The sequence below is a fragment of the Pseudomonas pudica genome (assembly GCF_015680405.1).
Lineage (GTDB): Bacteria > Pseudomonadota > Gammaproteobacteria > Pseudomonadales > Pseudomonadaceae > Aquipseudomonas > Aquipseudomonas pudica.
Window position 1 is genome coordinate 67,835 of sequence record NZ_JADLJS010000007.1, and the last position, 24,307, is coordinate 92,141.

Annotated in this window: 14 protein-coding genes; 3 read left to right on the forward strand and 11 right to left on the reverse strand. The window is 61.6% G+C overall.

Annotated elements, in window-relative coordinates; all coding sequences use genetic code 11:
• Positions 1–126 precede the first annotated feature (126 nt).
• Together IRZ77_RS07710 and IRZ77_RS07715 are read left to right on the forward strand one after the other, a co-directional pair.
• Positions 127–5,652, forward strand: a complete 5,526-nt coding sequence (locus tag IRZ77_RS07710) for a dermonecrotic toxin domain-containing protein (protein WP_230386307.1) — start codon at positions 127–129, stop codon at positions 5,650–5,652.
• Between the two features lie 265 nt (positions 5,653–5,917).
• The gene (locus tag IRZ77_RS07715) at positions 5,918–11,428 is read left to right on the forward strand and encodes a dermonecrotic toxin domain-containing protein (RefSeq protein ID WP_173015121.1); all 5,511 of its coding nucleotides are present in this window, start codon (positions 5,918–5,920) and stop codon (positions 11,426–11,428) included.
• Positions 11,429–11,528: 100 nt separating this feature from the next.
• Here IRZ77_RS07715 and hutG read toward each other — a convergent pair whose 3' ends face one another.
• From hutG to hutC, 7 genes are all read right to left on the reverse strand, one after another.
• Positions 11,529–12,332, reverse strand: a complete 804-nt coding sequence (gene hutG / locus IRZ77_RS07720; RefSeq protein WP_108480216.1) for an N-formylglutamate deformylase — start codon at positions 12,330–12,332, stop codon at positions 11,529–11,531.
• Between the two features lie 10 nt (positions 12,333–12,342).
• On the reverse strand, positions 12,343–13,548 hold the full coding sequence (gene hutI, locus IRZ77_RS07725) for an imidazolonepropionase (RefSeq protein WP_108480217.1): 1,206 nt from the start codon (positions 13,546–13,548) through the stop codon (positions 12,343–12,345).
• A gap of 16 nt (positions 13,549–13,564) precedes the next feature.
• Positions 13,565–14,968: an amino acid permease gene (locus IRZ77_RS07730; RefSeq protein ID WP_085599840.1), complete on the reverse strand. Its 1,404-nt coding sequence runs from the start codon at positions 14,966–14,968 to the stop codon at positions 13,565–13,567.
• Between the two features lie 152 nt (positions 14,969–15,120).
• On the reverse strand, positions 15,121–16,653 hold the full coding sequence (gene hutH, locus IRZ77_RS07735) for a histidine ammonia-lyase (protein WP_003259868.1): 1,533 nt from the start codon (positions 16,651–16,653) through the stop codon (positions 15,121–15,123).
• 107 nt (positions 16,654–16,760) lie between these two features.
• On the reverse strand, positions 16,761–18,434 hold the full coding sequence (hutU, locus tag IRZ77_RS07740) for a urocanate hydratase (RefSeq protein WP_039612503.1): 1,674 nt from the start codon (positions 18,432–18,434) through the stop codon (positions 16,761–16,763).
• 243 nt (positions 18,435–18,677) lie between these two features.
• Positions 18,678–19,250, reverse strand: a complete 573-nt coding sequence (locus tag IRZ77_RS07745) for a HutD/Ves family protein (protein WP_046613474.1) — start codon at positions 19,248–19,250, stop codon at positions 18,678–18,680.
• The gene (gene hutC / locus IRZ77_RS07750) at positions 19,247–19,957 is read right to left on the reverse strand and encodes a histidine utilization repressor (protein WP_153671434.1); all 711 of its coding nucleotides are present in this window, start codon (positions 19,955–19,957) and stop codon (positions 19,247–19,249) included. Before hutC ends, IRZ77_RS07745 begins: the two co-directional genes overlap by 4 nt.
• 145 nt (positions 19,958–20,102) lie before the next feature.
• Between hutC and IRZ77_RS07755 the strand changes: the two genes are divergently transcribed.
• Entirely contained in the window at positions 20,103–21,467 is a 1,365-nt protein-coding gene (locus IRZ77_RS07755) for a formimidoylglutamate deiminase (protein ID WP_108480220.1), read from the forward strand.
• Between the two features lie 34 nt (positions 21,468–21,501).
• Here the strand turns inward: IRZ77_RS07755 and IRZ77_RS07760 are convergent, their stop codons facing one another.
• The 4 genes from IRZ77_RS07760 to IRZ77_RS07775 all read right to left on the reverse strand — a co-directional run bounded on the left by IRZ77_RS07760 (position 21,502) and on the right by IRZ77_RS07775 (position 24,232).
• Entirely contained in the window at positions 21,502–22,074 is a 573-nt protein-coding gene (locus tag IRZ77_RS07760; RefSeq protein WP_046613480.1) for a lipocalin family protein, read from the reverse strand.
• On the reverse strand, positions 22,071–22,325 hold the full coding sequence (bamE, locus tag IRZ77_RS07765; protein ID WP_003249234.1) for an outer membrane protein assembly factor BamE domain-containing protein: 255 nt from the start codon (positions 22,323–22,325) through the stop codon (positions 22,071–22,073). Before bamE ends, IRZ77_RS07760 begins: the two co-directional genes overlap by 4 nt.
• Before the next feature lie 296 nt (positions 22,326–22,621).
• Positions 22,622–23,218, reverse strand: a complete 597-nt coding sequence (locus tag IRZ77_RS07770; protein ID WP_046613482.1) for a DUF924 family protein — start codon at positions 23,216–23,218, stop codon at positions 22,622–22,624.
• Positions 23,219–23,221: 3 nt separating this feature from the next.
• A complete protein-coding gene (locus IRZ77_RS07775) occupies positions 23,222–24,232 on the reverse strand; it encodes a class 1 fructose-bisphosphatase (RefSeq protein ID WP_085599848.1) in 1,011 nt (336 codons plus the stop codon).
• Between the last annotated feature and the right edge of the window lie 75 nt (positions 24,233–24,307).

Here is a 24,307-nt window from a genome sequence, read left to right on the forward strand (position 1 = left end):
CTGAATTGCGCTTTGAGCACTGCCCGCGCTTATGCCACCGCACGGCAAGGGGCACATATATCTACCTCCAGCAACTCAGGCAGGCCCGCGATAGTCCCTCGCCCCAAATCAAGCAAGGGCCTCGCCATGCCAACTGCAGTCACTGCCGTGCCTAGTGCTCATTACGCCACCATCGAGCGCAGAATCCCCACCTGGCTCAAGCACGCTCCACCAGAAACCCACCGTGCGATGCGCAACTGGCATCAGCCCCCTGCTTGGCTGGCGATGGCCCTCCAGCAACAACCGGAAGTCGCCAAGGCATGGCAGGTAGAACACGCACGCCACCGCGAGCACCAGGTACAGGTGCACAAGCTTTTCGAACAGCTTCCCACCCTGGAAACTTACGCCACCAAGGCACTCACCGAAGCCATAAAGCAGCGATTCAGGCTTGACCTGGATGTGCGCAACACTTACCTCGTCGATGCCCGCCTGATCGAAACGACCAACGCCGTCGACAGCCGCCAGGCCGTCGACCGGGCTACACGCTCGCTGCTGCAGTGCGCCTTGCACAACTTCGACCGTGACGCCACCGCCGAACATGGCATGGACGCGCCCGCCTCCCTGCTCAAGCGGTCGGTCATCGTCGATCACCGCCGCTTCATGGGCACCGTGCCGATCATCAATACACTGGATATCGCCGCCGAAGATTTCGCCGACTTGTGTCGCACGCTGGATATCGGCGGCAAGTACCATGAACAGGTACATGCCATCTATTACCCGGCGGCCACGCTTTCACTCGGCGCCGATGAAGCTGCACTGGCCGTTTATGAAACCCTGGGGCGTGCCGAGGTCTCGGCATTCCGGCAATCCCTGCATTTCGCCCGCCTCAAGGGTGATATCAGCGAAGCACTCTATTGCGCCGCTCTTGCAACACCACTTGACCAGGTGCCATCGCCCTCTTCGCCGGTGACGTTCAGCTTGCTCGACCTGTGGGAAGCCGAGCTGACCGGCGTTGTGCTCATTACCCTGCAAACTGAAGGGCATCAGGCCGTGGCGCTGTACATTCCTGAAGACAGCACGACGCCCCTCAAGGAGTTCGCCAGCCAGCAAGCCGTGCACGACGAATTGCGCGACAGGCTACAGACCGATATCGGCTATCTGGACAGGCACCTCGCCGACCGCGACAAGGCGTCTATAACCACCCGCCTGAAAGACCGGCTCATGCCCCTCGCCTGGAGTGCCCGCGGCTTGCATGAACGTGTAATGGACCCGCATGCCACCCTGTACCCGGTCATGAGGCCTTTCAGCCACGCCTTCCAAGGCGTGATGGCTTTCCAGAAGGCCCAGCGTCATGAGAAGGATGTGCTGTTCCACGCCACTCCGACCGAAATCGTCGACCGGCGCACAACGCAAGCCCACCGGGAATTGGTTGCCGGCCGCGTGCTTACGGCCTTGAACATCGCCGGCTTCTTCGTGCCAGGGCTTGGCGAGGCAATGCTTGCCGTTTGCCTGGCCCAGCTGGCCCATGAGGTGTATGAAGGGATCGACGCCTGGAAAAACGACGAGCGTGACACTGCCTATGGCTATCTGGTCGATGTGATCGAAAACGTGGCCGTCATGGCCGCCCTCGCCGCAGCAGCCAGGGCATTGGGGGGCTCACGGGGCAGCGAAAGCGGCACGGCGCCGGAAGGGCCGGAGACAGAAGAGCGAGCGGGCGCGGAGCCAGAGATAGCCCGTATTCCTGTAGAAACGCCTTCATTCATCGAAGAACTGGAAAGCGTGGAAACAGCCGATGGTCAGATACGGTTGTGGAAACCCGACCTGACGCCCTACCAGAGCTCCGAAATGCTGCCCCATGACCTGGTACCGGACGAACTGGGCCTACGGCATCACCAAGGGAAACGCTGGCTGGTACTGCAGGGCAATCAGTACATCGTCAGCCAAGCGCCAACGACAGGTGAATATCGTTTGCAACACCCTGCAAGTCCTCGCCGTTACCAGCCGCCAATGCGGCACAACGGTGCCGGAGCATGGTTGCACGTTACGGATAAGCCACTGAGCTGGTCGGGCATGACACTCCTGCGCCGCATCGGCCACTTGAGTGCGCACTTCGATGAGCCGACGCTGCAGCAGATTGTCACCATCAGTGGCGTACACGAAGACGAGCTGCGCCGAACCTTGGCCGAAAGCCGGCGGCTGCCCGCCTTGCTGGAAGACACCCTGCAACGCTTCAAGCTGGACGAAACAATCCGCCAGCTAGCAGACGAGAGCACTCGGCCAGCTGAGTTTTACAGGGCCTACGCCGGCCTTTCGCGCAACCTGGCACCGGGCGCCGAGGCGATCCAGAGAGCGTATCCGAAATTGCCGCCAGCAGTCGCCGATGAGCTGGCGCGCGAGGCCAGTGCCAACGAACTGAAGATGCTCGACAACGGCAAGGTACCAATACGCCTTGCCGAGGAAGTGCGCATCTACCAGCAACAAATTCGCCTTGCCCGCGCCCGCGAAGGGCTGTACCTGTCCAGCGTGCCGAACTGGGATAGCGACCTGTTGATCATGCATATGCTAGAACGCTTGCCAGGCTGGCCTGCGCAGACCAGGCTCCGGCTGCTCCAGCGCATGTTCTGGCCGACCCAGGCTCATGCCATAGGCACGCCTGACACCTACCCAGTCAAGACCATCACCCATGCCCAAGCAGGGTACATCGTCCACGACCAGAGTCTGCCCAGTGCGGTGGTCAAGGTGCATCCAAGCCTTTTCGCTGCATTGTACGAGGCACTACCAGCGGCCATGGCAAGCATGGACGTCACCGATCAGCAAGCGCTGCAGCGCCTTGTACAGGAGAGCCCGTTGCCGCCCCGCCCGGCCCTGAGGATGCTACTGGGCATGCAGCCCGTACGTCCTGGCTACCGTTCTCCCATGCGCCTGGCCGATGGCCGCCTGGGCTACCCGCTCAGTGGCGGCGGCCCGGCCACCCATGGCATCACCCGCCAGCGCCTGCTGGAAGCTATCGAAGCCACAGGGCTCGCCGCACGTACCGGCCGCTCAGCGGATCAGATTCTGCTGGCACTTGCCAGCCGCGGCCGTACGCAACTGCAGATACTCGAACATTTGCAGACACTGCTGGAGCAGCGCCAGGAGCTGCAAAGCAGCCTTGACGATTGGAGCGAAGCCATTTCGCCGGCAACCGACCAGGCAGCACACGACTACGACAGCCTGCGTGACTCGATCATGCAACATTGGTACGACACTGCTCTGGACGAGAGCAGCGGGCCCACCACCGAACTGCGTATTGCCCGCGTCCCCCTTGCCGACGTGCCGCTCACCTTGCCCGCCTTTTTCAATTCACGCGTGCGCAGCCTGAGCCTGATCGACCTGCCGTCTGGGTCCTTGGCGGGTTGGGCGCAGAACGAGCGCCTGCTGCAACGCCTGCTCAGGCAGATGCCACAGATCGAGTCGCTGGAAATCAGCCGTTCGTTTGACCCCAGGGCAACGCCCTCGCCCTTCCTGTTCAGCGTGCCCACCATCACCGAGTGCCTGCCAGGGTTGCAACGACTGGTGCTCACCAACCAGAACATGACGCTCTCCGAAAGCGACCTGAACCTGCTGTCAGGGCTTCGCCAATTGAGACACCTCGACCTGAGTGGTAACCGGCTGGCGCAGAGTAACAGGCCAAGCTTCCATGAATTGACCCTGGATTACCTGGGCCTGGACCAGATGCAACTGGCCCAATGGCCGATCGGGATTGGCAGCGACGCCCTGGCGCGCATTGCCCATCTGTCATTGCGCCACAACAATCTCAGGTCGTTGCCCTCGTTCCTGCTTCATGAAGCAGACATGCTGACCACCCCACCGGTGATCTCGCTGGAAGGCAACAGCATCAATGAAACCCACCTGCAGCGCTTGTTGCTGAATGACCGCATCGACACCTCGGGTATCACCACTGACCAGCCAGCAGCACTTTCCGAACAGCTCACACGCATTCGCGATGAGCGACGGCAGATGCGCGATGCGATCGATGGCTGGGCCCAGGCATCCAGCTCGAGCAACCCATTGACCCAGGCCGCGCTGGCGGACAGGCAACGCATCGCGTCGGCGATCGGTCAATTCTGGGAACAACAGGAGCAGGGCCAGTCATACCTGCGCCTGCAACTCGAGGATGTGGCCATCGAGCATTTCCCCAGGCGACTTCCAGCATTCTTCGGCGCCCGGGTGCGTGCACTAAGCCTGACGCGGTTGCGGGGCAGCGCCTCGCAGCTCGATGAACTACTCAGCCGGTTCCCCAACATCAGCCGGTTGACCATCGATGAACACCAGGCCGCCATGCCCTCGCTGGCATCTGCCCTGGTTCGCCTTCCCCGACTTACCTACCTGGAGTTTCGCAACATGGGGCTGGAGGTCGACCAGGCCATGATGGACATTTTCGCAGGGCTGCGAAACCTGACCTCGCTGGACCTGTCGGGCAACCGTGTAGGCAACATCGACCGGGTACCCGCATCATTGGCCAACAACCTGCAGTCACTCGCATTGACCAACATGAACCTGCAAGCCTGGCCCAGCTGGTGTGACAGCTTGCTGCCACTGGAACTTCTGGACCTGAGCTCGAACAACATCACCCAGTTGCCCGAGCACATCCTGTCGAACCTGAACAATCCCATGCCGATCTCGTCGATCGCGTTGTTCGACAACCCGCTGCCTCTTGAAACCATCCTGCGGGTACGCACCTTCTCGGACAGTCAGCACAGCTATTCCTTTGCCCTGGATATCCCCGACGACCTGATGTTCGCCGATTCTTCAAGCGAAGGATCTCTCGACCATCCTCACTTCCCACTGCTGGGAGATGATACGCCCAGGCTGGAACACTGGATGCTGGGTAGCGAGGCGCAGAATGCCGCATTGCAGGACTGCTGGGAGCAGCTCGAAGGCAGTGACCTATTGCGTCTGACGGGCCGCTTGCACAATGCCGCCCCATACGTTGACCCAAATACGCGAGCCACCTTCTGCGAACGGGTGCGCTTGATGCTGGTGGTGGCTGCAAGCAACGAAACCGAGCGCCTGATCATGGAGAGCATCGCCGCAGCGGCATTGCCAGACCCGATAACCGGCTCGCAGACCTGCCATGACGGAGCGCTGCAGGAGTTCAACAATATTGAACTGTACCTGATGAGCCAACGCCTGTTGGTCGACGCCGGCGATTCCCTGCAAGCATTGCGTCGTCGCCTGTTGCAGCTTTTCCGGATCGAACAGCTGGAGCTGCTGGCAAACCAACGGACCGGCTCGGGTGACCGGGTTTCGGTACGCCTGGCCTACCGCCGGGAACTGGCCGGGGAACTGGACCTGCCGATTGCCGACAGCATGCGTTTTCGAGGTGCTGCGAACCTGGCGCACGATGAGCTATCCAGTGTGCTGGAAAAGGTCCGGAAAAGTGAACTGAGCGACGCACTGGTCGACTACATGCTGGCAAATACGGACTGGACCACGCGTCTGCGAGCCGAGTGTGCCGACCGCTTCGCCGAAATAGACGCACGTTTCCGTCTGCGGGTGCTCGAGCTGGCCAGCAAGGACCACTCGCTTCAGGACGAGTTGAACTTGCAGCAAGGCCTGCAAGATGACAAGGATCAGGAAGAGAGGGAGCTACTGCGCGAACTCACCATCAAGCAGATCAACAACAACTGACCCAAAGTAACTGGCGACGCGCATGACCTGCATCGCGTCGCCCATTTAATGGCCGAACCTTACCACCGATATCTCGCCTTCCCCCCATTCCATCAGCGCCTGCGCTGATACGGGAGCTACCCCTTCCGAGCAACTCCGATCACTGGCCGCGAGTTTGCAAACAACTATCTAACACCTCCGGCCCCACCAAGGCGCCAAAACTTTCGCAAGCCACAGCTCGAATGAAACCTGTGGCGACCTTGATCAGCAAGATTCGGAGATGTTCATGCGAAAGCTTTCCCAAGCACCCACGGTGTCCACTCGCCACGTTGAAATCGTCCAGGCCAAGCTTCCAGAATGGGTGAGCGACCTCTCCGCGGACGAGGCCAGCGCGTTGAAAACATTCAGCTCCTCGCTGTGGGATTGGTTCGACCGGTCCAACCGCTCTCATCCAGACATCATCAAAGAGTTGCTGCACCACTATGCTGCTTATCGCAAGAGTACGGGCCCGCTGGCGGCTACCGTCGCAACCCTCCCAACCGTTGAGGAGTACGCGGCACCACTACTGACAGCTGCGATCAAGGCACGCTTCCGTATCGACCTTGATGTTCGCACAACCTATCTGAATGACGCCCGCCTATGGTCCTCGCATGCCACGCATATCGACGTGGCGAGCTATCCGACCGATATTCGCAAGCCGGTGCTACGTACTGACTACAGAACACTGTTGACCGCAGCGTTGCAAAACTTCAGCCCTAGCGAAACTGCATTGGGTGCGCTGGATTTCGATCGGCGTATCCGGGCCAAGATCGCTACGGGTCCGTCCCATGATAAACGCACGCTTTACGACATGGAGCCTGCACATTTCGCTGCGCTTTGCCGCGACCTCGATTTGGGACAAGGCTATCAAGACCTGATTGACTCGACGTTGGCGGATACGCAGCAGCAGCGGACGGCAGAGCGTTCAGCATTACTTGTAGAGGCTCACATGGCGTACCTCAAAGGGGATGTGAGTGAGGTATTCTACGAGCGGATAAAAGCGACCGCTGCCGGGCAGACGCCTGACGATGGCGCTGCCAACCTGACTGCTTACGCGCTTCGGCTCTGGGATATACCTCTTAACGGCGTGCTGGTTTTGAGCGACGATCTGGACAGCGTCGAACGCACCCTGCCCGTGGTCGTCCATATCCCCGGCGACCCGGTGGCCCCGCTGAAAGAGTATCCATCATCGACCGCTTTTACCCAAGCGCTGGTAAAACGGCTTGAACAGATGAATTACCTGGATTTCTTCCAGCGTTTCTTCCCGGCAAGGCACCGGGCCAAGTTGCGCGAAAAGGTCGTTGCCAGTATTTACCCCTATGGCTGGAGCCCGAAGTCCAACCTTTTGATACGTCAGCGCAGCACCAACCCTTCATTGCATCTACGTGCCAGCAAGCTCCCCGGGTCACCACTGGATGAAATGGTGAAGAGGAAAGTGGCCTCGGTGAAAGACGATGCCTTGTTCCATGCGGTACCCACTCGCCTGAAGAACCAACAAGCATTTGATGAGCGCATTCATCACTATCTGGCATTGGGCCTCGGTGCCCTCAATGCAGCTGCGTTCATCGTGCCGGTCGTTGGCCAGGCGATGGCTGTGGTCAATGTCATACAACTCGCATCCGAAACCTTCGATGGCATCCAGGCCTGGTCCCGCGGTGAGCAGGAACAGGCCTGGAGCTACCTGACGGATGTGATAGAGAACATAGCCTTGATCGGCGCGCTGGGGGCGGAGGGCCAAAGCAGTGTGCCTGCCAGAGAAATCATCCCCGTGGAAACTCCTTCCTTCATTACCGAACTGGAGCCGGTGACCTTGCCAGATGGACAGGAGCGTTTATGGAAACCAGACATGACGCCCTATGCCCACGACATCGTTCTGCCTCCTGGCCTGCAACCAGACCAATACGGCATCTATCACTATCAGGACAAAGCATGGGTCGCCATCGAGGACAAATATTTTGCGGTCACCCACAACCGGAATGGCGCCGACTATCGAGCCCGGCACGCCACTCTGATCGGGACCTACGAGCCCAAGCTGCGTCATAACGGGTTTGGCACTTGGCAACATGAACTGGACCGCCCTCTGCAGTGGCAGGGAGCCAAGCTGGTAAAACGTCTGGGACCCGACTTCTGGCAGCTGGATGAGCAAACCGCACAGCGGCTGTTGCGCATAAGTGACACCCACGAAACCGTACTTCGCCGCGCCTTGAGCGAAAACGACCGACCGCCGGCGCTGCTGGAGGACGCCAGGCGACGCTTCGCAGCGGATGAGCAAGCTTGCCTGGCTTACCCGGCAAGCGAAGCGTCAGCCCGGGCCGAGGCGTTCGAAAACTACTATCTGGAACTGTCCAGCACGGACGACCCAGCGGCGCTAGCCTTACAGCAGCACTATCCTCGGCTGCCGACGGTCATTGCCGAAGAGCTTGGTTTTCACGCCAATGCCGAGGAGCTGAACCAGCTCGCCCAAGGCCGGGTACCTCAACGCCTTGCCGAGGAAGTCAGGGTCTATCAACAGGAGGTGCGCCTGGCTCGCGCCTATGAAAAGCTGTATCTGCAAACCCCGGCCTACAACCCGGATAGCGACAAACTGATCTTCCACAGCCTCGCTCGGATTACCGGCTGGTCAGATCAGCTACGTCTGGAAATACGCGATCGCTGGTACGGCGGTGCATTGATCGACAGCATCGGACAACCCAATGCGCCGACCCGGAAAATCCTCGTGCGAGAGGCCCCCCTGTACCAAGCCCAAGATGACCAAGGTCTTCACCTGCATGGCGCTGACGAGCTCTATGCATCGGTACTGCACGCGTTGCCTGACGACATGCGTACCGCACTGGGTTTCCCCGGCACTTGGCAAAGCCAGGACCTGAAAGCGGCAATAGAACACAACTTGATGCCACGTCATGGCTTGCGCAAGCTACTGGGCATGCAACCGACACATCCTTCCCGCGTACCACCCATGCGCCTGGCTGGGGGCCGTATCGGCTATGCCTTGAGCGGCAGGGGCGCGCTAAGCGGCTTCATTGCACGGGAAACGCTGCTCGACTTGATATTGACGCTGCAGCTGGGTCCAGGCCTGGACCTGGAGCCTGAGAACATACTCAGGGCACTGGAAGCAAACTACGACCGCCAAAGCATTCTGGACAGGCTGCGGCAACTTCTGGACGAGCGCAGCCAGCTGGCCCTAGCCTTGGATACATGGGGGGCAGGCTCGGCGCATTCATTGGACCCGCAAGCCGAAGCACCAGGTCGAGCGAGGTTGGTAGAGGCAATCTGGCAAGCATGGTTGGATACCGCATTGGCCGACGTAATGGAGACCCCGTCTACCCTGTGGCTACAAGAGATATGGCCTACATTGTTACCTACCCAATTGCCTGCTTTCCTCACTCGGCGGATCAGGCAACTTCGCATCCAGACAACGACTCCGACGGCCAATGAGTTTGTCCGCGCTCATGAAACGATGGTCGCTTTCCTAGAACAATTCAGCGACCTGAGGGTACTGGAGCTGACCACTGCGGACCACACTCCCAGTAATGTGAGCCTCCCCCTGCTGCCTACACTTTTCAGCCGCTTTCCCAACTTGCAAGAACTTCGCCTGATCAACCAGAGCCTGGTGATCGGCACATGGGAGATTCAAAGACTTCGGGAGATGCCACACCTTGAAGTTCTGGACCTGTCCGGCAACCTTGTACCAGATTCCGCAAACCTTGAGCGTTTACTGCAGATGCATTTGCGTTACCTCGGCCTCGATCGTATAGCGCTACGCCAATGGCCCACCTGGATCACGCCCACCAATCTGGAAGGCGTGGGGGAACTCTCACTGAGAGAAAACAACATCACCAGTATCCCGGGTGACCTTTTCAGTCAACCCAGTCTCCATGCTGCCCGGACGCGGATCAATCTGCATGGCAACGTTCTGACGGATCGAACCATTCGCAGGATCCTGCTTGACTGGAACCACCCGGGATACCCACTGTGGTTTGAATTGGATGTGCCGCAAGGGCTGCAAACTCAAATAGAGCATCTGCAAACCGAACGCTCCGAACTGAATGCTGTCATCAAGCAATGGACTTACGGCCAAGCTTCGTCCTCCGCACAAGCGGCGGACCGGCAGCATATAGGCGAATGCATCATGAATGCCTGGCGCCGCCAAGCCGAAGGGGACAACTTTTCAGCAATGGAGCTCAGGAATGTCGGCCTCGAACATTTTCCTGAACGATTGCCAGCATTTTTCTGCAATCGCCTGCGCAGCCTGCAGCTTGACCGAGTAACTTTCTGGCAGCCCCAGCTGGACAATTTCTTGATGCGCTTTCCTAACCTGGAGGCGCTGAGAATGCATGGTCATGTCTACCCGTTACAGGCAGTCCCGAATGCCTTGCTGCGGTTGGAACAGCTTCGAACTGTGGTACTGGTAGACCAAGGTCTTCTGGTGGATCAGCAGGCCATGACGTTACTCGGCCAAATCCGCCAACTGGACACACTTGAACTCAGCGGCAATACCATTGGCCAGATCACAGATCATTCAACTTTGCCGCGGCACTTGAGCATGCTGCACCTGGATAACACAGGTTTGGTCGCCTGGCCCGAATGGGTCGAATCTATGATGCCAATCAGCGTTCTGGACCTGGACCACAACCAGATCAGCACGTTGCCTGCGCATGTTCTCGAAAATCCGCGCGACGACGGCATTCATACTGAAATTTCGCTGATGGGCAACCCGTTGAATCGGGAAACCATGATCAGTGCACATACCTCCGAGGGATATCACCGACGCTTTTCTTTCAATATGGACTTGCCGCCTGATATCGAGGCAATGTCCCCTAACGTCCACTCCGACTCCAACAGCAGCTCCGTGGCATCCAGTGGGCATGTACATTCACCGGCACCCTTGGAGCAGGAAGTACCTACCGTTGATCATTGGTTATCGACACAGGAAGGCCAGGCGAGCGCCCGGAGAACTGTCTGGGCCAGGCTGGAACAACAAGACCCCAATAACAACCTGCTGCGCCTGGTACAGCGGTTGACACACTCTGCGCCCTATCGCAACACTACCCTGCGCCCCGAATTGGTTCAGCGCGTGTGGGCAGTGATAGAGGCTGCGGACCGTGATGATGGCCTGCGAGCCTTGTTCAACGGGATAGCACAAGATGCATTACCCCAAGCTGACGGCAACCAGACTTGTGCCGATGGCGCGCTGCTGGTGTTCGTCCAGATTGAACAACAGATACTCCTGCAAAACATCCTTGGCGGACCGCCTGAGCATTATGGCGAAAACCTGCTCCGGTGGATGCGGAGCCAGTATCGTCTTCAGGCGCTTGATGAATACGCAGGCGCTCACCTTGTCGGGCGGGACGAAGCAGAGGTACGGCTGGCGTACCGCTTGCGCCTGAGTGCCGAACTTGACCTGCCGCTGCCCCCACAAGGCATGCTCTATGAAGGATCAGCTGACGTGGGTCAGCGCGAGCGGGAAGCCGTTGTCGAGTATGTACGCCAACGTGAAGACGGTGACGGCTGGCTCAGTTATGCGGCCGCGCAAGACCAATGGGTCCAATATCTGAGAAGTACGGATGAAGCGTACTTCCGCCAACAGAAAGAGGCCTATGAACTCAGTGTGCTCAACCTGCCTGACAGATACCCTGGCATGACCATCGAAGCACTACAACCTATGTACGAGCAGCTCAAGCTCGACTATGACTCTCTGGTGCTCAGCCGCATTTATCAGCTGACCATTCAAAAGAGACGCGAGTACTTGCACGACTGATCGGCGCAAAGCCCGGCAGCATTGTAGACGCTGTCGGGCTTTGGTAACTGCTCGCTTTCCATGCATGGCTGCTTGTCAGCTATTCCCCAGGTTGGCCGGGTTACCGACCATAACGCTGTTCCGCCCACGCCAGGCACGCCTGCAACAATCTCCGCAGCGCCTCCTGTGTCGGCCGTGCCAGGTCTTCGCGGTAATCGAACGGCTCGCTTTCTTCCATATACGTGCTCTGCGCCAGCTCCAGCTGCACCGCATGGATGTGATTGGCTGGGTTGCCGTAATGCCGGGTGATATGCCCGCCTTTGAAACGACCGTTGAGCACATGGCTGTAGCCCTGTGCCTGGGCACAAACACCTTGCAGGCGCTCGGCCAAATCCGGATCGCAGCTGGCGCCATTGAAGGTACCCAGGTTGAAGTCCGGCAGCTTGCCGTCGAACAGGTGCGGGATCAGCGAACGGATCGAATGGGCGTCCCACAGCAGGGCGTAGCCGAATTGCTCGCGCAGCCGCGCCAGCTCGCGACGAATCGTGTCGTGGTAGGGGCGCCAGATCTGCTCCAGATACTGCTTGCGCTCCTCGCCTGTCGGCACCAGCCCGTCCTTGAACAATGGCTCGCCATCGAACAGCGTGGCTGGGTACAGGCCAGTGGTGGCACCGGCGTACAGCGGCTTGTCGTCATCCGGGCGGTTCAGGTCGATGACGAAGCGCGAATACTCCGCGGCCACGACACTGGCGCCCATCTCACGGGCAAAGTCATACAGCCGTGGAATATGCCAGTCGGTGTCCGGCAGGCTGCGCGCCTGGTCCACCAGACCGTCTCGTACAGCCGGCGAAAGTTTCAGGCCGGCATGGGGCATGCTGATCAGCAGCGGCAGGCGCCCCTGGTGAAAACTCAGTACCTTGTCCATCGTGCCTCACTCAGTTGGAAATCTCGTGGCCCTTGCGCACCACGCGCTTGGGCAGGTCGCCGCCCAGCCAATAGGCCAGGTCGGCGGGGCGTTCGATCTGCCAGGCGACGAAGTCGGCGACCTTGCCCACTTCCAGCGAGCCGTGGCTGTCACCCAGGCCCAGCGCCGTGGCGGCGTGCACGGTGACACCGGCCAGGGCTTCCTCTGGAGTCATGCAGAAGCAGGTGCAGCCCATGTTCAGCATCAACCGCAGCGACAACCCTGGCGAGGTGCCGGGGTTAAGGTCGCTGGCCAGGGCAATCTTCACGCCGTGGTGGCGCAAGGCGTCCATCGGTGGCAGCTGGGTTTCGCGCAGGAAGTAGAACGCGCCCGGCAGCAGCACGGCGACCGTGCCGGCTTTTGCCATGGCTATGGCGTCTTCCTCGGTCATGAATTCCAGATGGTCGGCCGACAGCGCGTGGTAGCGCGCCGCCAGGCTGGAACCGTGCAGCGACGACAACTGTTCTGCGTGCAGCTTGACCGGCAAGCCCAGCTCGCGCGCCTTGATGAACAGCCGCTCGACCTGGGTCGGGGAGAACGCCAGGTGTTCACAGAAGGCATCCACTGCGTCCACCAGGCCTTCGGCGGCCAGGGCCGGCAGCATTTCGTCGCAGATGTGCGCGATGTAGTCGTCAGCCCGGCCCACGTATTCCGGCGGCAAGGCATGGGCTGCCAGGCAGGTGGCGCGCACCGCCAGCGGCAACTCGTCGGCCAGGCGCCGGGCCACGCGCAGCATCTTGCGCTCGTTGGCAAGGTCCAGGCCATAGCCGGACTTGATCTCCATGGTGGTCACGCCATCGCGCATCAGCGCCTGGACCCGCTGGCGGGCACTGGCGAACAGCTCGTCCTCGCTGGCAGCGCGGGTGGCCCGCACGGTGCTGGCGATGCCGCCGCCCTGTGCGGCGATTTCGGCATAGCTAACGCCCTGCAGGCGCTGCTCGAACTCGCCGCTGCGGTTGCCACCGAACACCGCGTGGGTGTGGCAGTCGATCAGCCCCGGGGTGACCCAGGCGCCGCCAAGGTCAACCGTACGCTCGGCCTCGACCGCCGCCAGCTCGACACGTGGGCCGATCCACTCGATCAGCCCGGCGTTGGTGACGATGGCCGCGTCCTCGATGGCCGAATAACGACCCCCGACCATGGTTGCTACATGGCAGTGCTGCCAGACGGTTCTCATACATTGACTCCTGTACTTAGCGGTGCAGCTCGGCCGGTTCCGCTACCGGTTCGCCTTGCCCTGCGCGCGGCTTGCACCACAGCAGGTAGGACGCCACCAGGAACACCACCCAGACCACGCCGACGAGCAATGCCGCCTGGGTATCCGGGAAGTAACCGAGCACGCCAAAGATGAACACCATGAACGCAATGGCCATGGCCGGGCCGTAAGGCCAGAACGGTACCGGGAACTGCAGCTGGGCCACTTGTTCACTGCTCATGCTGCGGCGCATGGCCACTTGGGTGAGCAGGATCATCAGCCACACCCACACGGTGGCGAAGGTGGCGATCGATGCGATCAGCAGGAACACATTTTCCGGGATCAGGTAGTTGAGCAGCACGCCGATCAGCAACGCAGCCCCCATCACCACCACGGTCATCCACGGCACGCCATGCTTCGACAGCTTGCTGAAACCGCGCGGTGCATGGCCTTGCTGGGCCAGGCCGTACATCATGCGGCCGGCGCCGAAGATGTCGCTGTTGATGGCCGAGATCGCTGCGGAAATCACCACGATGTTCAGCACGGCGGCGGCAGAGCCGATGCCCAGGTTACTGAAGATCTGCACGAACGGGCTGCCCTGGCTGCCGATCTGCGGCCATGGGAACAGGCACATCAGCACGAACAGGGTGAGCACGTAGAACAGCAGGATGCGCAGGGGCACGGCGTTGATCGCCTTGGGGATGACCCGTTGCGGGTCCTTGGCCTCACCAGCGGTGACGCCGATGATCTCGATGCCGCCGAACGCGAACATCACCACTGCAAAGGAGGCAATCAGGCCACCCACGCCATTGGGCATGAAGCCGCCGTGCTCGAACAGGTTGCTGACACCCACGGCCTGCCCGGTGCCTACCTGACTGAAGCCGAAGGCCATGATGCCGAGGCCGGCCAGGATCATCGCCACGATGGCGCCGACCTTGAGCAGCGACAGCCAGAATTCCATTTCGCCAAAGACCTTGACGTTGCACAGGTTGAGGCCGCCGATCAGGAAGACGATGCCCAGCACCCAGATCCAGCGGGCCACTTCCGGGAACCAGAAGCCCATGTAGATACCGAAGGCGGTGACATCGGCGATGGCGACGATGACCATCTCGAAGGCGTAGGTCCAGCCGAGGATGAAGCCGGCCATGGGGCCGAGGTAGGTGCTTGCATAGTGGCCGAACGAGCCGGCGACCGGGTTGTGCACGGCCATTTCGCCGAGGGCGCGCATGACCATGAATACGGCGGCGCCGCCGATCAGGTAGGCCAGCAACACGGCCGGGCCGGCCATCTGGATGGCCGAGGCGGAACCGTAGAACAGCCCGGTGCCGATGGCGGAGCCGAGGGCCATGAAACGGATGTGGCGGGCACTTAGCCCGCGTTTTAGACCTTGAGCTTGTTGCATGTCACGTCCTTAAATTGTTTTTGTGGTCGTGAGATCGAGGGGGCTGCCTTGCAGCCCTTTCGCAGCACAAGGCTGCTCCTACAAGGGAGCGCGTCGCCTTTGCAGGAGCAGCCTTGCGCTGCGAATGGGCCGCAGAGCGGCCCCTGGGGGCATTACAGGCTTGGCAGCACACCAGCCGGCAGCAGGCCGGTCAGGCGACCCTTGGCCAACAGTTCCACGGCCTTTTCGATGTCGGGCGCGAAGAAACGGTCACGGTCGTAGTGCGGCACTTCGCTGCGCAGCGCCTGGCGCGCCTGCTCCAGCTTGGCCGAGGTCTTCAGGCCCTTGCGCAGGTCCAGACCCTGGCAGGCGCCCAGCCATTCGATGGCCAGCACGCCACGGGTGTTTTCGGCCATTTCCCACAGACGCTTGCCGGCAGCCGGGGCCATCGACACGTGGTCTTCCTGGTTGGCCGAGGTCGGCAGGCTGTCCACACTGTGCGGGTGCGACAGGGCCTTGTTCTCGCTGGCCAGGGCAGCAGCGGTGACCTGGGCGATCATGAAGCCGGAGTTGACCCCGCCGTTCTCCACCAGGAACGGCGGCAGCTGGGACATGTGCTTGTCCATCATCAGCGAGATACGGCGCTCGCTGAGCGAACCGATTTCGGCAATCGCCAGCGCGATGTTGTCGGCGGCCATTGCCACCGGCTCGGCGTGGAAGTTACCGCCGGAAATCACATCACCTTCGGCAGCGAACACCAGTGGGTTGTCCGACACGGCGTTGGCCTCGATGCCCAGAACCTCGGCGGCCTGGCGCAACTGGGTCAGGCAGGCGCCCATGACCTGCGGCTGGCAGCGCAGCGAGTACGGGTCCTGGACCTTGTCACAGTTCTTGTGCGACAGCGACACTTCGCTGGAGTCACCCAGCAGGTCACGGAAGCAGGCAGCAGTGTCGATCTGGCCACGCTGGCCGCGCACTTCGTGGATGCGCGCATCGAACGGCGAGCGCGAGCCCAGTGCGGCTTCGACGCTCAGGCCGCCACAGGCGATGGCAGCGGCGTACAGGTCTTCGCCCTGGAACAGGCCACGCAGGGCATAGGCGGTGGACGCCTGGGTGCCGTTGAGCAGGGCCAGGCCCTCCTTGGCGGCCAGCGTCAGCGGCTCGAGGCCGGCCACGGCCAGGGCTTCGGTGGCTGGCAGCCACTGGCCCTTGTAGCGGGCCTTGCCTTCACCCAGCAGCACCAGCGACATGTGCGCCAGCGGGGCGAGGTCACCGGAAGCGCCCACCGAACCCTTCAGCGGGATGTGCGGGTAGACTTCGGCGTTGACCAGGGCGATCAGCGCGTCGATGACTTTGCGACGGATACCGGAGAAGCCACGGCTGAGGCTGTTGATCTTCAGCACCATGATCAGCCGCACCAGGTCGTCATCCAGCGGCGCGCCGACACCGGCGGCGTGGGACAGCACCAGCGAGCGCTGCAGGTTTTCCAAATCATGGCTGGCGATGCGGGTCGAGGCCAGCAGGCCGAAACCGGTGTTGATGCCGTAGGCAGTACGGTCTTCGGCAATGATCTGCTCGACGCAGGCAACGCTGGCGTCGATGGCTGGCGCGGCGCTGGCGTCCAGTTGCAGGCGCACGGGCGCGGCATGGATGGCGCGCAGTTGGGCCAGGGTCAGGGTGCCGGGCTTGAGGGTCAATTCGGTCACTTCACTACTCCAATCGCGTGGAGCCGCAGGCCCGTTTGCAGGTGCCTGCGTGCTCCTTCTTGTTGTTCAGTATCACCCCTGGCGGGGTGCGATCCAAAGCGTGGCGATCAGCCAGTGATCATCGGCAGGTCCAGGCCCTGCTCCTTGGCGCACTCGATGGCGATGTCGTAACCGGCATCGGCATGACGCATTACACCGGTCCCTGGGTCGTTGGTCAGCACGCGCGCGATACGCGCGGCGGCTTCATCGGTACCGTCGCAGACGATGACCATGCCCGAATGCTGGGAGAAGCCCATGCCCACGCCACCACCGTGGTGCAGCGAAACCCAGGTAGCACCGCCGGCGGTGTTCAGCAGGGCGTTGAGCAGCGGCCAGTCGGAGACAGCGTCGGAACCGTCGCGCATGGCTTCGGTTTCACGGTTGGGGCTGGACACCGAACCGGAGTCCAGGTGGTCACGACCGATCACGATCGGTGCCGACAGCTCGCCGCTGCGTACCATTTCGTTGAACGCCAGGCCCAGCTTGGCGCGCAGGCCCAGACCCACCCAGCAGATACGTGCCGGCAGGCCCTGGAAGCTGATGCGCTCGCGGGCCATGTCCAGCCAGCGGTGCAGATGGGCGTCGTCGGGGATCAGTTCCTTGACCTTCGCGTCGGTCTTGTAGATATCTTCGGCATCACCTGACAGCGCCGCCCAGCGGAACGGGCCGATGCCGCGGCAGAACAGCGGGCGGATGTAGGCCGGTACAAAGCCCGGGAAATCGAAGGCATTGGCCACGCCTTCTTCCTTGGCCATCTGGCGGATGTTGTTGCCGTAGTCGAAGGTCGGCACACCCTGCTTCTGGAAATCGAGCATGGCTTGCACGTGCACGGCCATAGACTGCTTGGCGGCCTTGACCACTGCAGCCGGCTCGGTCTGCGCGCGGTCACGGTATTGTTCCCAGGTCCAGCCGGCCGGCAGGTAGCCGTTCAGTGGGTCGTGGGCGCTGGTCTGGTCGGTGACCATGTCCGGGCGCACGCCACGCTTGACCAGCTCCGGCAGGATTTCGGCAGCGTTGCCGTGCAGGGCGATGGAGATGGCCTTGCCTTCGGCGGTGTACTTGGCGATGCGTGCCAAGGCGTCGTCGAGGTCAGTGGCCTGCTCGTCGACGTAACGGGTTTCCAGGCGGAAGTCGATGCGGCTCTGCTGGCATTCGATGTTCAGCGAGCAGGCACCGGCCAGGGTGGCGGCCAGTGGCTGGGCGCCGCCCATGCCGCCCAGGCCGGCGGTCAGTACCCACTTGCCTTTCAGGCTGCCACCGTAATGCTGGCGACCGGCTTCGACGAAGGTTTCGTAGGTGCCCTGGACGATGCCCTGGCTGCCGATGTAGATCCAGCTGCCGGCAGTCATCTGGCCGTACATGGCCAGGCCCTTGGCGTCCAGTTCGTTGAAGTGTTCCCAGTTGGCCCAGTGCGGCACCAGGTTGGAGTTGGCGATCAATACGCGCGGGGCGTTGCTGTGGGTCTTGAACACGCCGACCGGCTTGCCCGACTGCACCAGCAGGGTTTCGTCGTCTTCCAGCCGGGTCAGGGTCTCGACGATCTTGTCGTAGCACGCCCAGTTACGGGCAGCGCGGCCGATACCGCCGTACACCACCAGTTCTTTCGGGTTTTCCGCGACCTGTGGATCGAGGTTGTTCATCAGCATGCGCAGTGGCGCTTCGGTCAGCCAGCTTTTGGCGGTCAGCTTGTTGCCACGTGGGGCACGGATTTCAACGTCACGGTATTTGTTGTTGTCGGTCACGGGAAAGGTCCTCTGCGGTCGTCCGCGGGCGGGTATGTCGTGGTAGATATACAAACACACCTTTACTTGTATGTACAAGCATGGACAACCAAAATAGTTGGACCTTTCCGCTGAGCGGTGCGGAAAACCAAGGGGCCGCTGCGCGACCCATTCGCAGCACAAGGCTGCTCCTACAAGGGTTTGCGTTCCCCTGCAGGAGCAGCCTTGTGCTACGAATGGGCTGCGCAGCAGCCCCCGGCTATCTCAACGTGAAACGAGTTCGATCAGGCAGAACCGCCCCTGCACATCCAACCCCAACAACTGGTCATTGCCCTCCAAGCGCAGGCAGTCATACAACCCCAAGCGCTGCGTCTCACCCCCGGCGATGCCAACCTCGACCTGGCTGCTGGCAGCGAACAGCAACAGCGTCGACGCCGAGCTGTACAAGCGGCTGGTGCCATCGAACCACTGCAACCGCGCCCGGTAGCGCTGCGGTGCATAGATCAGGTTGAAATCCCGGATCGCCCCGCCCAGCAGCTTGCAGCTAACCTGGCTCTCTCCACTGAAGGCGAAGGCATCGAACGGCAGCAATGGCCTGCTGGCCTGGCCGTCGACCAGCAGGCGCATGCCGTCACCCTGCAGAACGGTGATGATCCGCTGGTAGCCGGCGAAGGTCGAAAACCCGCCCGACTCCTCGATATCGGCAATCGACAGGCGCCAGCCAAAGCCTTCCAGGCCTTCGCCACTGTCGCGGGTGATCTCTTCGGTGAAACCGCCACCGTTCTTCCACGGCATGCGCGGGTAGCCCTGCGCACGCAACAACTGCAGCTGGCTCATTTACTGAAACGTCCTTCCAGGCGATGACGGGAACCGGGGTGGATCAGCCGCGCGGCGGTCACCGGCTGGCGGCCGGACCAGGTGCGACGGCGGATCAGCAGGCAGGGCTCGCCCCGCTCGATCTGCAACAGGCGGCATTCTTCCGGCTCGGCCAGGATTGCCTCGACCACGTGCTCACCCTCGGTCAGCGGCGCCACCTGCGACAGGTAGGCGTAAGGCGTCTGCCGGGTGAAGTCCTGCTTGAGGTAGTCGGGGGCAATCGCCGCATTGACGTAGCGGTCCTCGATCTGCACCGGCACGCCGTTCTCGAAATGCACGATCAGCGAGTGGAACACCCGCTGGCCTTCGCGCATGTCCAGGGCCAGGGCCCGCTCGGAACCGGCCGCTTCCTCGGTGAGGGTGATTACCTGGCAGCTATGCTGGTGGCCACGCGCGGCAATTTCGTCGGCGATGTTGTTGACCTCGAACAGCGCCGAACGCCCCTTGGGCTCGGCAACGAAGGTACCGACCCCTTGCATGCGCACCAGCAGGCCTTCGGCGGTAAGTTCGCGCAGGGCGCGGTTGATGGTCATGCGGCTGAAGCCCAGCTGGCTGACCAATTCGCTCTCCGAGGGTACCCGGTGATGCGGTGGCCAGCTGCCGTTGTCGATCTGCTGGATGATCATCTGTTTGACCCGGGCGTACAGCGGAGCCGGGCCCTCGCCCATCTGGGCAACCAGCGCGGAGACAGGAGGTGTCGGCACGGCGTTGGATCCTTGTGCAAATGGAATGAGCGGTAGCTTGCCGCAGTTTACCCGGCAGGCAAACGCCTGTATATGTATATACAAGTTAACAATAACAGGATTTTCACCAATGTCCGCCTACTTCGCCGAACGCGCCCTGCTGCCTACGGGTTGGGCCAGCCATGTCCGCATCGAGGTTACCAGTGATGGCCAGCTGGCCCGCATCGAACCAGGTGCCTCGGGCGAGGGCGCCGAGCGGCTGGCCGGCCCGCTGCTGCCCGGCATGCCCAACCTGCACTCGCATGCCTTCCAGCGCGCAATGGCAGGGCTGGCGGAAGTCGCCGGCAACCCCAACGACAGTTTCTGGACCTGGCGCGACCTGATGTATCGCCTGGTCGGCCAGATCAGCCCAGAGCAGCTACAGGTCATCGCCCGCCAGCTGTACATCGAGATGCTCAAGGCCGGCTACACCTCGGTCGCCGAGTTCCACTACGTGCACCATGACCAGGCCGGCAAGGCCTACGCCGACCCGGCCGAACTGTCCCGCCGCATCAGCGCAGCTGCTGCCGACAGCGGCATTGGCCTGACCTTGCTACCGGTACTGTACAGCCACGCAGGCTTCGGTGGCCAAGCCCCGAACGACGGGCAACGGCGCTTTATCAACTCCACCGAACAATACCTGCAACTGCAAGCGCAGCTGGCCCCACTGCTGGCCGCACAACCTGCGCAGCAACTGGGTTTGTGCTTCCATTCGCTGCGCGCTGTGACGCCCGGGCAGATCGCAGAAGTGCTGGCAGCCAGCGACAAGCAGTGCCCGGTGCATATCCATATCGCCGAGCAGCAGAAGGAAGTCGACGACTGCCTGGCCTGGAGCGGCCTGCGTCCGCTGCAGTGGCTGTACGAGCACGTGGACGTGGACCCACGCTGGTGCCTGGTGCATGCAACCCATGCCGAGCCGGATGAAGTCACCGCCATGGCCCGCAGCGGCGCGGTTGCGGGGCTGTGCCTGACCACCGAGGCCAACCTTGGCGACGGGATTTTCCCGGCAGTGGACTACCTGGCGCAGGGTGGGCGCATGGGCATTGGTTCAGACAGCCATGTGTCGCTGAGCGTGGTGGAGGAGCTGCGCTGGCTGGAATATGGCCAGCGGCTGCGCGACCAGCGGCGTAACCGCCTGTATCGCGGCGACCAGCCGATGGTCGGGCGCACGCTGTATGACGCTGCACTGGCGGGCGGCGCGCAGGCGCTGGGGCAGGCGGTCGGGGAACTGACCGTGGGCAACCGTGCCGACTGGCTGGTGCTCGATGGACAGGACCCTTACATCGCCATGGCCGATGGGGATGCGATTCTCAACCGCTGGCTGTTTGCCGGGGGCGATCGCCAGGTGCGGGATGTGATGGTGAATGGGCAGTGGGTGGTGCGCCAGGGGCGCCATGCACAGGAAGAGCAAAGCCGGTTGGCGTTTGCCAAAGTACTGCGGCAGCTTTTGGGCTGAGTGTATTGGGGCTGCTTTGCAGCCCCCCAGAAACTCAGTGCCTCTTGACGATCTGCTGGTCCGACGCACGCCAGATCAGCCGACTGGTGTCGTACCCCTGCTGCCGGGCCTTGGACATCAAGTTCTCGCGCTCCCAGGCCGGTAGCGTCGGCGTGCGCGACAGGATCCACAAGTGCTTGCGATCCGGGCTGCCGACCACCGCTGTGCGGTAGCGCTCATCCACATAAAGAATCCAGTACTCGCCCCTCGCCACCCCTGGCACCAGCTTGGTGAACCAATTGTCGAACTCGACCCACAACTTGTCGGTGTGCCCCGGCTCCTGGATGTTCGCATGTCCTTCGGCGCGCAGCCATTCGTCACCCATGGTGCGGCAGCGGTTGAGGACGCCGAGGCTACCATCGAGCCTGAGATTGTAGTGCGCTTCGGACTGCTCGCAGCCGGTCTGGTAGCGCATCGGTAGGCGTGCCAGCTCGTACCACTTGCCCTGATAGCGCTTGAGGTCGATGTTGCCCGCAGTTTTCGGTGCCAGCGGGTCGTGCACAGAGCCGGCACAGCCGCCCAGCAGCAACGCCAGGCATACCCCCATCAGCAGATACAGGTGCCTCATTTGAGACCCTGCCCTGAATACATGAGCACCTTGTCAGCCGCGTACTGCACACTGATGAAGCTCTTCTCGTCCCCCCAGGTGCAACTGCTCATCCCCAGCGCGCCAGAGCACTCGGTCGGCGTGCCAAGCAGCTGCTCGACCTCGGCCTTGTTCATACCGGCCTTGATCTTGGAATAATTTTCCTGATTGATCTTGCTGCAGGCAGTCAGGACGACGCACAGCGACAACAGGGCGAGGGAACGCAACGACATGAAGGACACTCCTGGAGAGGGGATACAGGCGAGTGGCCTGCAGTGACCTTCGACGGTAAAAACCCTCCCAGGTTCCCTGGTCACCCTCCTCTCCCCCTACGCCATTGGTCGGATGGCCACTACTGTGCGATTAATCACAAAGAATTATCCTGCTCAAACAAAAAAGGCCGCCCCTACACACTGTAGGAGCAGCCTTGTGCTGCGGAAGGGCCGGTAAGGCCAACAGGGATGCAAGGGCAGCAGGGGCCTCTTCGCAGCACAAGGCTGCGCCTACAAAGATCCCGCCAGCCCTGGAATCAGAACCTGGACCCAGGCTCCAGCAAAAAGTCCATCTCTTCGCTGGTACTCGGCCGCTCCAGCACCAGGTTGCGGTGCGGAAAGCGCCCGAAACGGGCTATTACCCGCTGGTGCTGCTCGGCGTAGTCGAGGAAGCCTTCGAACAACCTGCGGTTGGCTTCGGGTTGCTCGTCCAGCAGCACCTGGTAGCGCTCGACGCACAGGTTCTGCCAGTCCAGCACCTCGGCATGCTCCAGCACAAGCAGCACGAACACTCGCTGGATCGGCAGCAACTGGTAATCCCAGTTTTTCTGCAAACCCTGCATCGCCACCACCTGGGCACGCCGGTCGCCCTCGAAGGCGCGCGGCGTGTCGCGGTAGATCATGCGTGGCAGCTGGTCCAACAGGATCAGCAGGCCCAACCAGCCCTGCGGGCTTTGCTGCCACTCGTCGAGCCCACCCGCCAGGGCGTGCTCGACCAGCTCGCCAAACAGCGCATGGGCCTCGGCATCATGATGCTTGCCGAACCATAGCGTGCTCTTCTCGTCAGCCACGGCCTGGGGACTGGTGCCCCAACCGAACCACCACTCCAGCAACGGCTGCCAAGGTGCGAGCATGACTTACTCCTTGTGGTAGGCGGTGACGCGCTCGACCTCTTCCTTCGAGCCGAGGATTACCGACACACGCTGGTGCAGGCTTTCTGGCTGAATGTCGAGGATGCGATCGTAACCGTTGGTGGAGGCGCCACCGGCCTGTTCGATGATGAAGGACATCGGGTTGGCTTCGTACATCAGGCGCAACTTGCCCGGTTTGCTCGGCTCGCGGGCGTCACGTGGGTACATGAACAGGCCGCCACGGGTCAGGATGCGATGTACGTCGGCCACCATCGAGGCGATCCAGCGCATGTTGTAGTTCTTCTTCAACGGGCCGGTCTCGCCTGCCAGCAGTTCGCCCACGTAGCGCTGAACCGGGGCTTCCCAGTGGCGCTGGTTGGACATGTTGATGGCGAACTCTGCGGTGCTTTCCGGCACACGGATGTTTTCGTGAGTAAGGACGAAGCTGCCCAGTTCGCGGTCGAGGGTGAAGCCCTTGACGCCGTTGCCCAGGGTCAGGATCAGCATGGTCTGCGGGCCGTAGATGGCGTAACCGGCGGCGACCTGCTGGGTGCCTGGCTGCAGGAAGGCATTTTCGTTCAGGGTTTCGTTCTGGCTCAGGTATTCGTTAGGGCAACGCAGTACCGAGAAGATGGTGCCGACCGAAACGTTCACGTCGATGTTGGACGAGCCGTCCAACGGGTCGAAGACCAGCAGGTAGGCGCCTTTCGGGTACCGGCCCGGGATCTGGTAGGCGTTGTCCATTTCTTCGGAGGCCATGCCGGCCAGGTGGCCGCCCCACTCGTTGGCTTCCAGCAGGATATCGTTGGAAATCACGTCCAGTTTCTTCTGGACTTCGCCCTGCACGTTTTCAGTGCCCATGCTGCCCAGCACGCCACCAAGGGCACCTTTGGACACGTGATGGCTGATTTCCTTGCACGCACGCGCCACCACTTCGATCAGGAAGCGCAGATCGGCAGGGGTATTGTTGCTGCGGGTCTGCTCAATCAGATAGCGACTCAGGGTAACGCGGGACATGTATGGCTCCGAAAGGATTGGGGGATGAAAACCCCCGCAGTTTACAGGGAGAGTTGCGGGCTAGCGAGCAAAGAG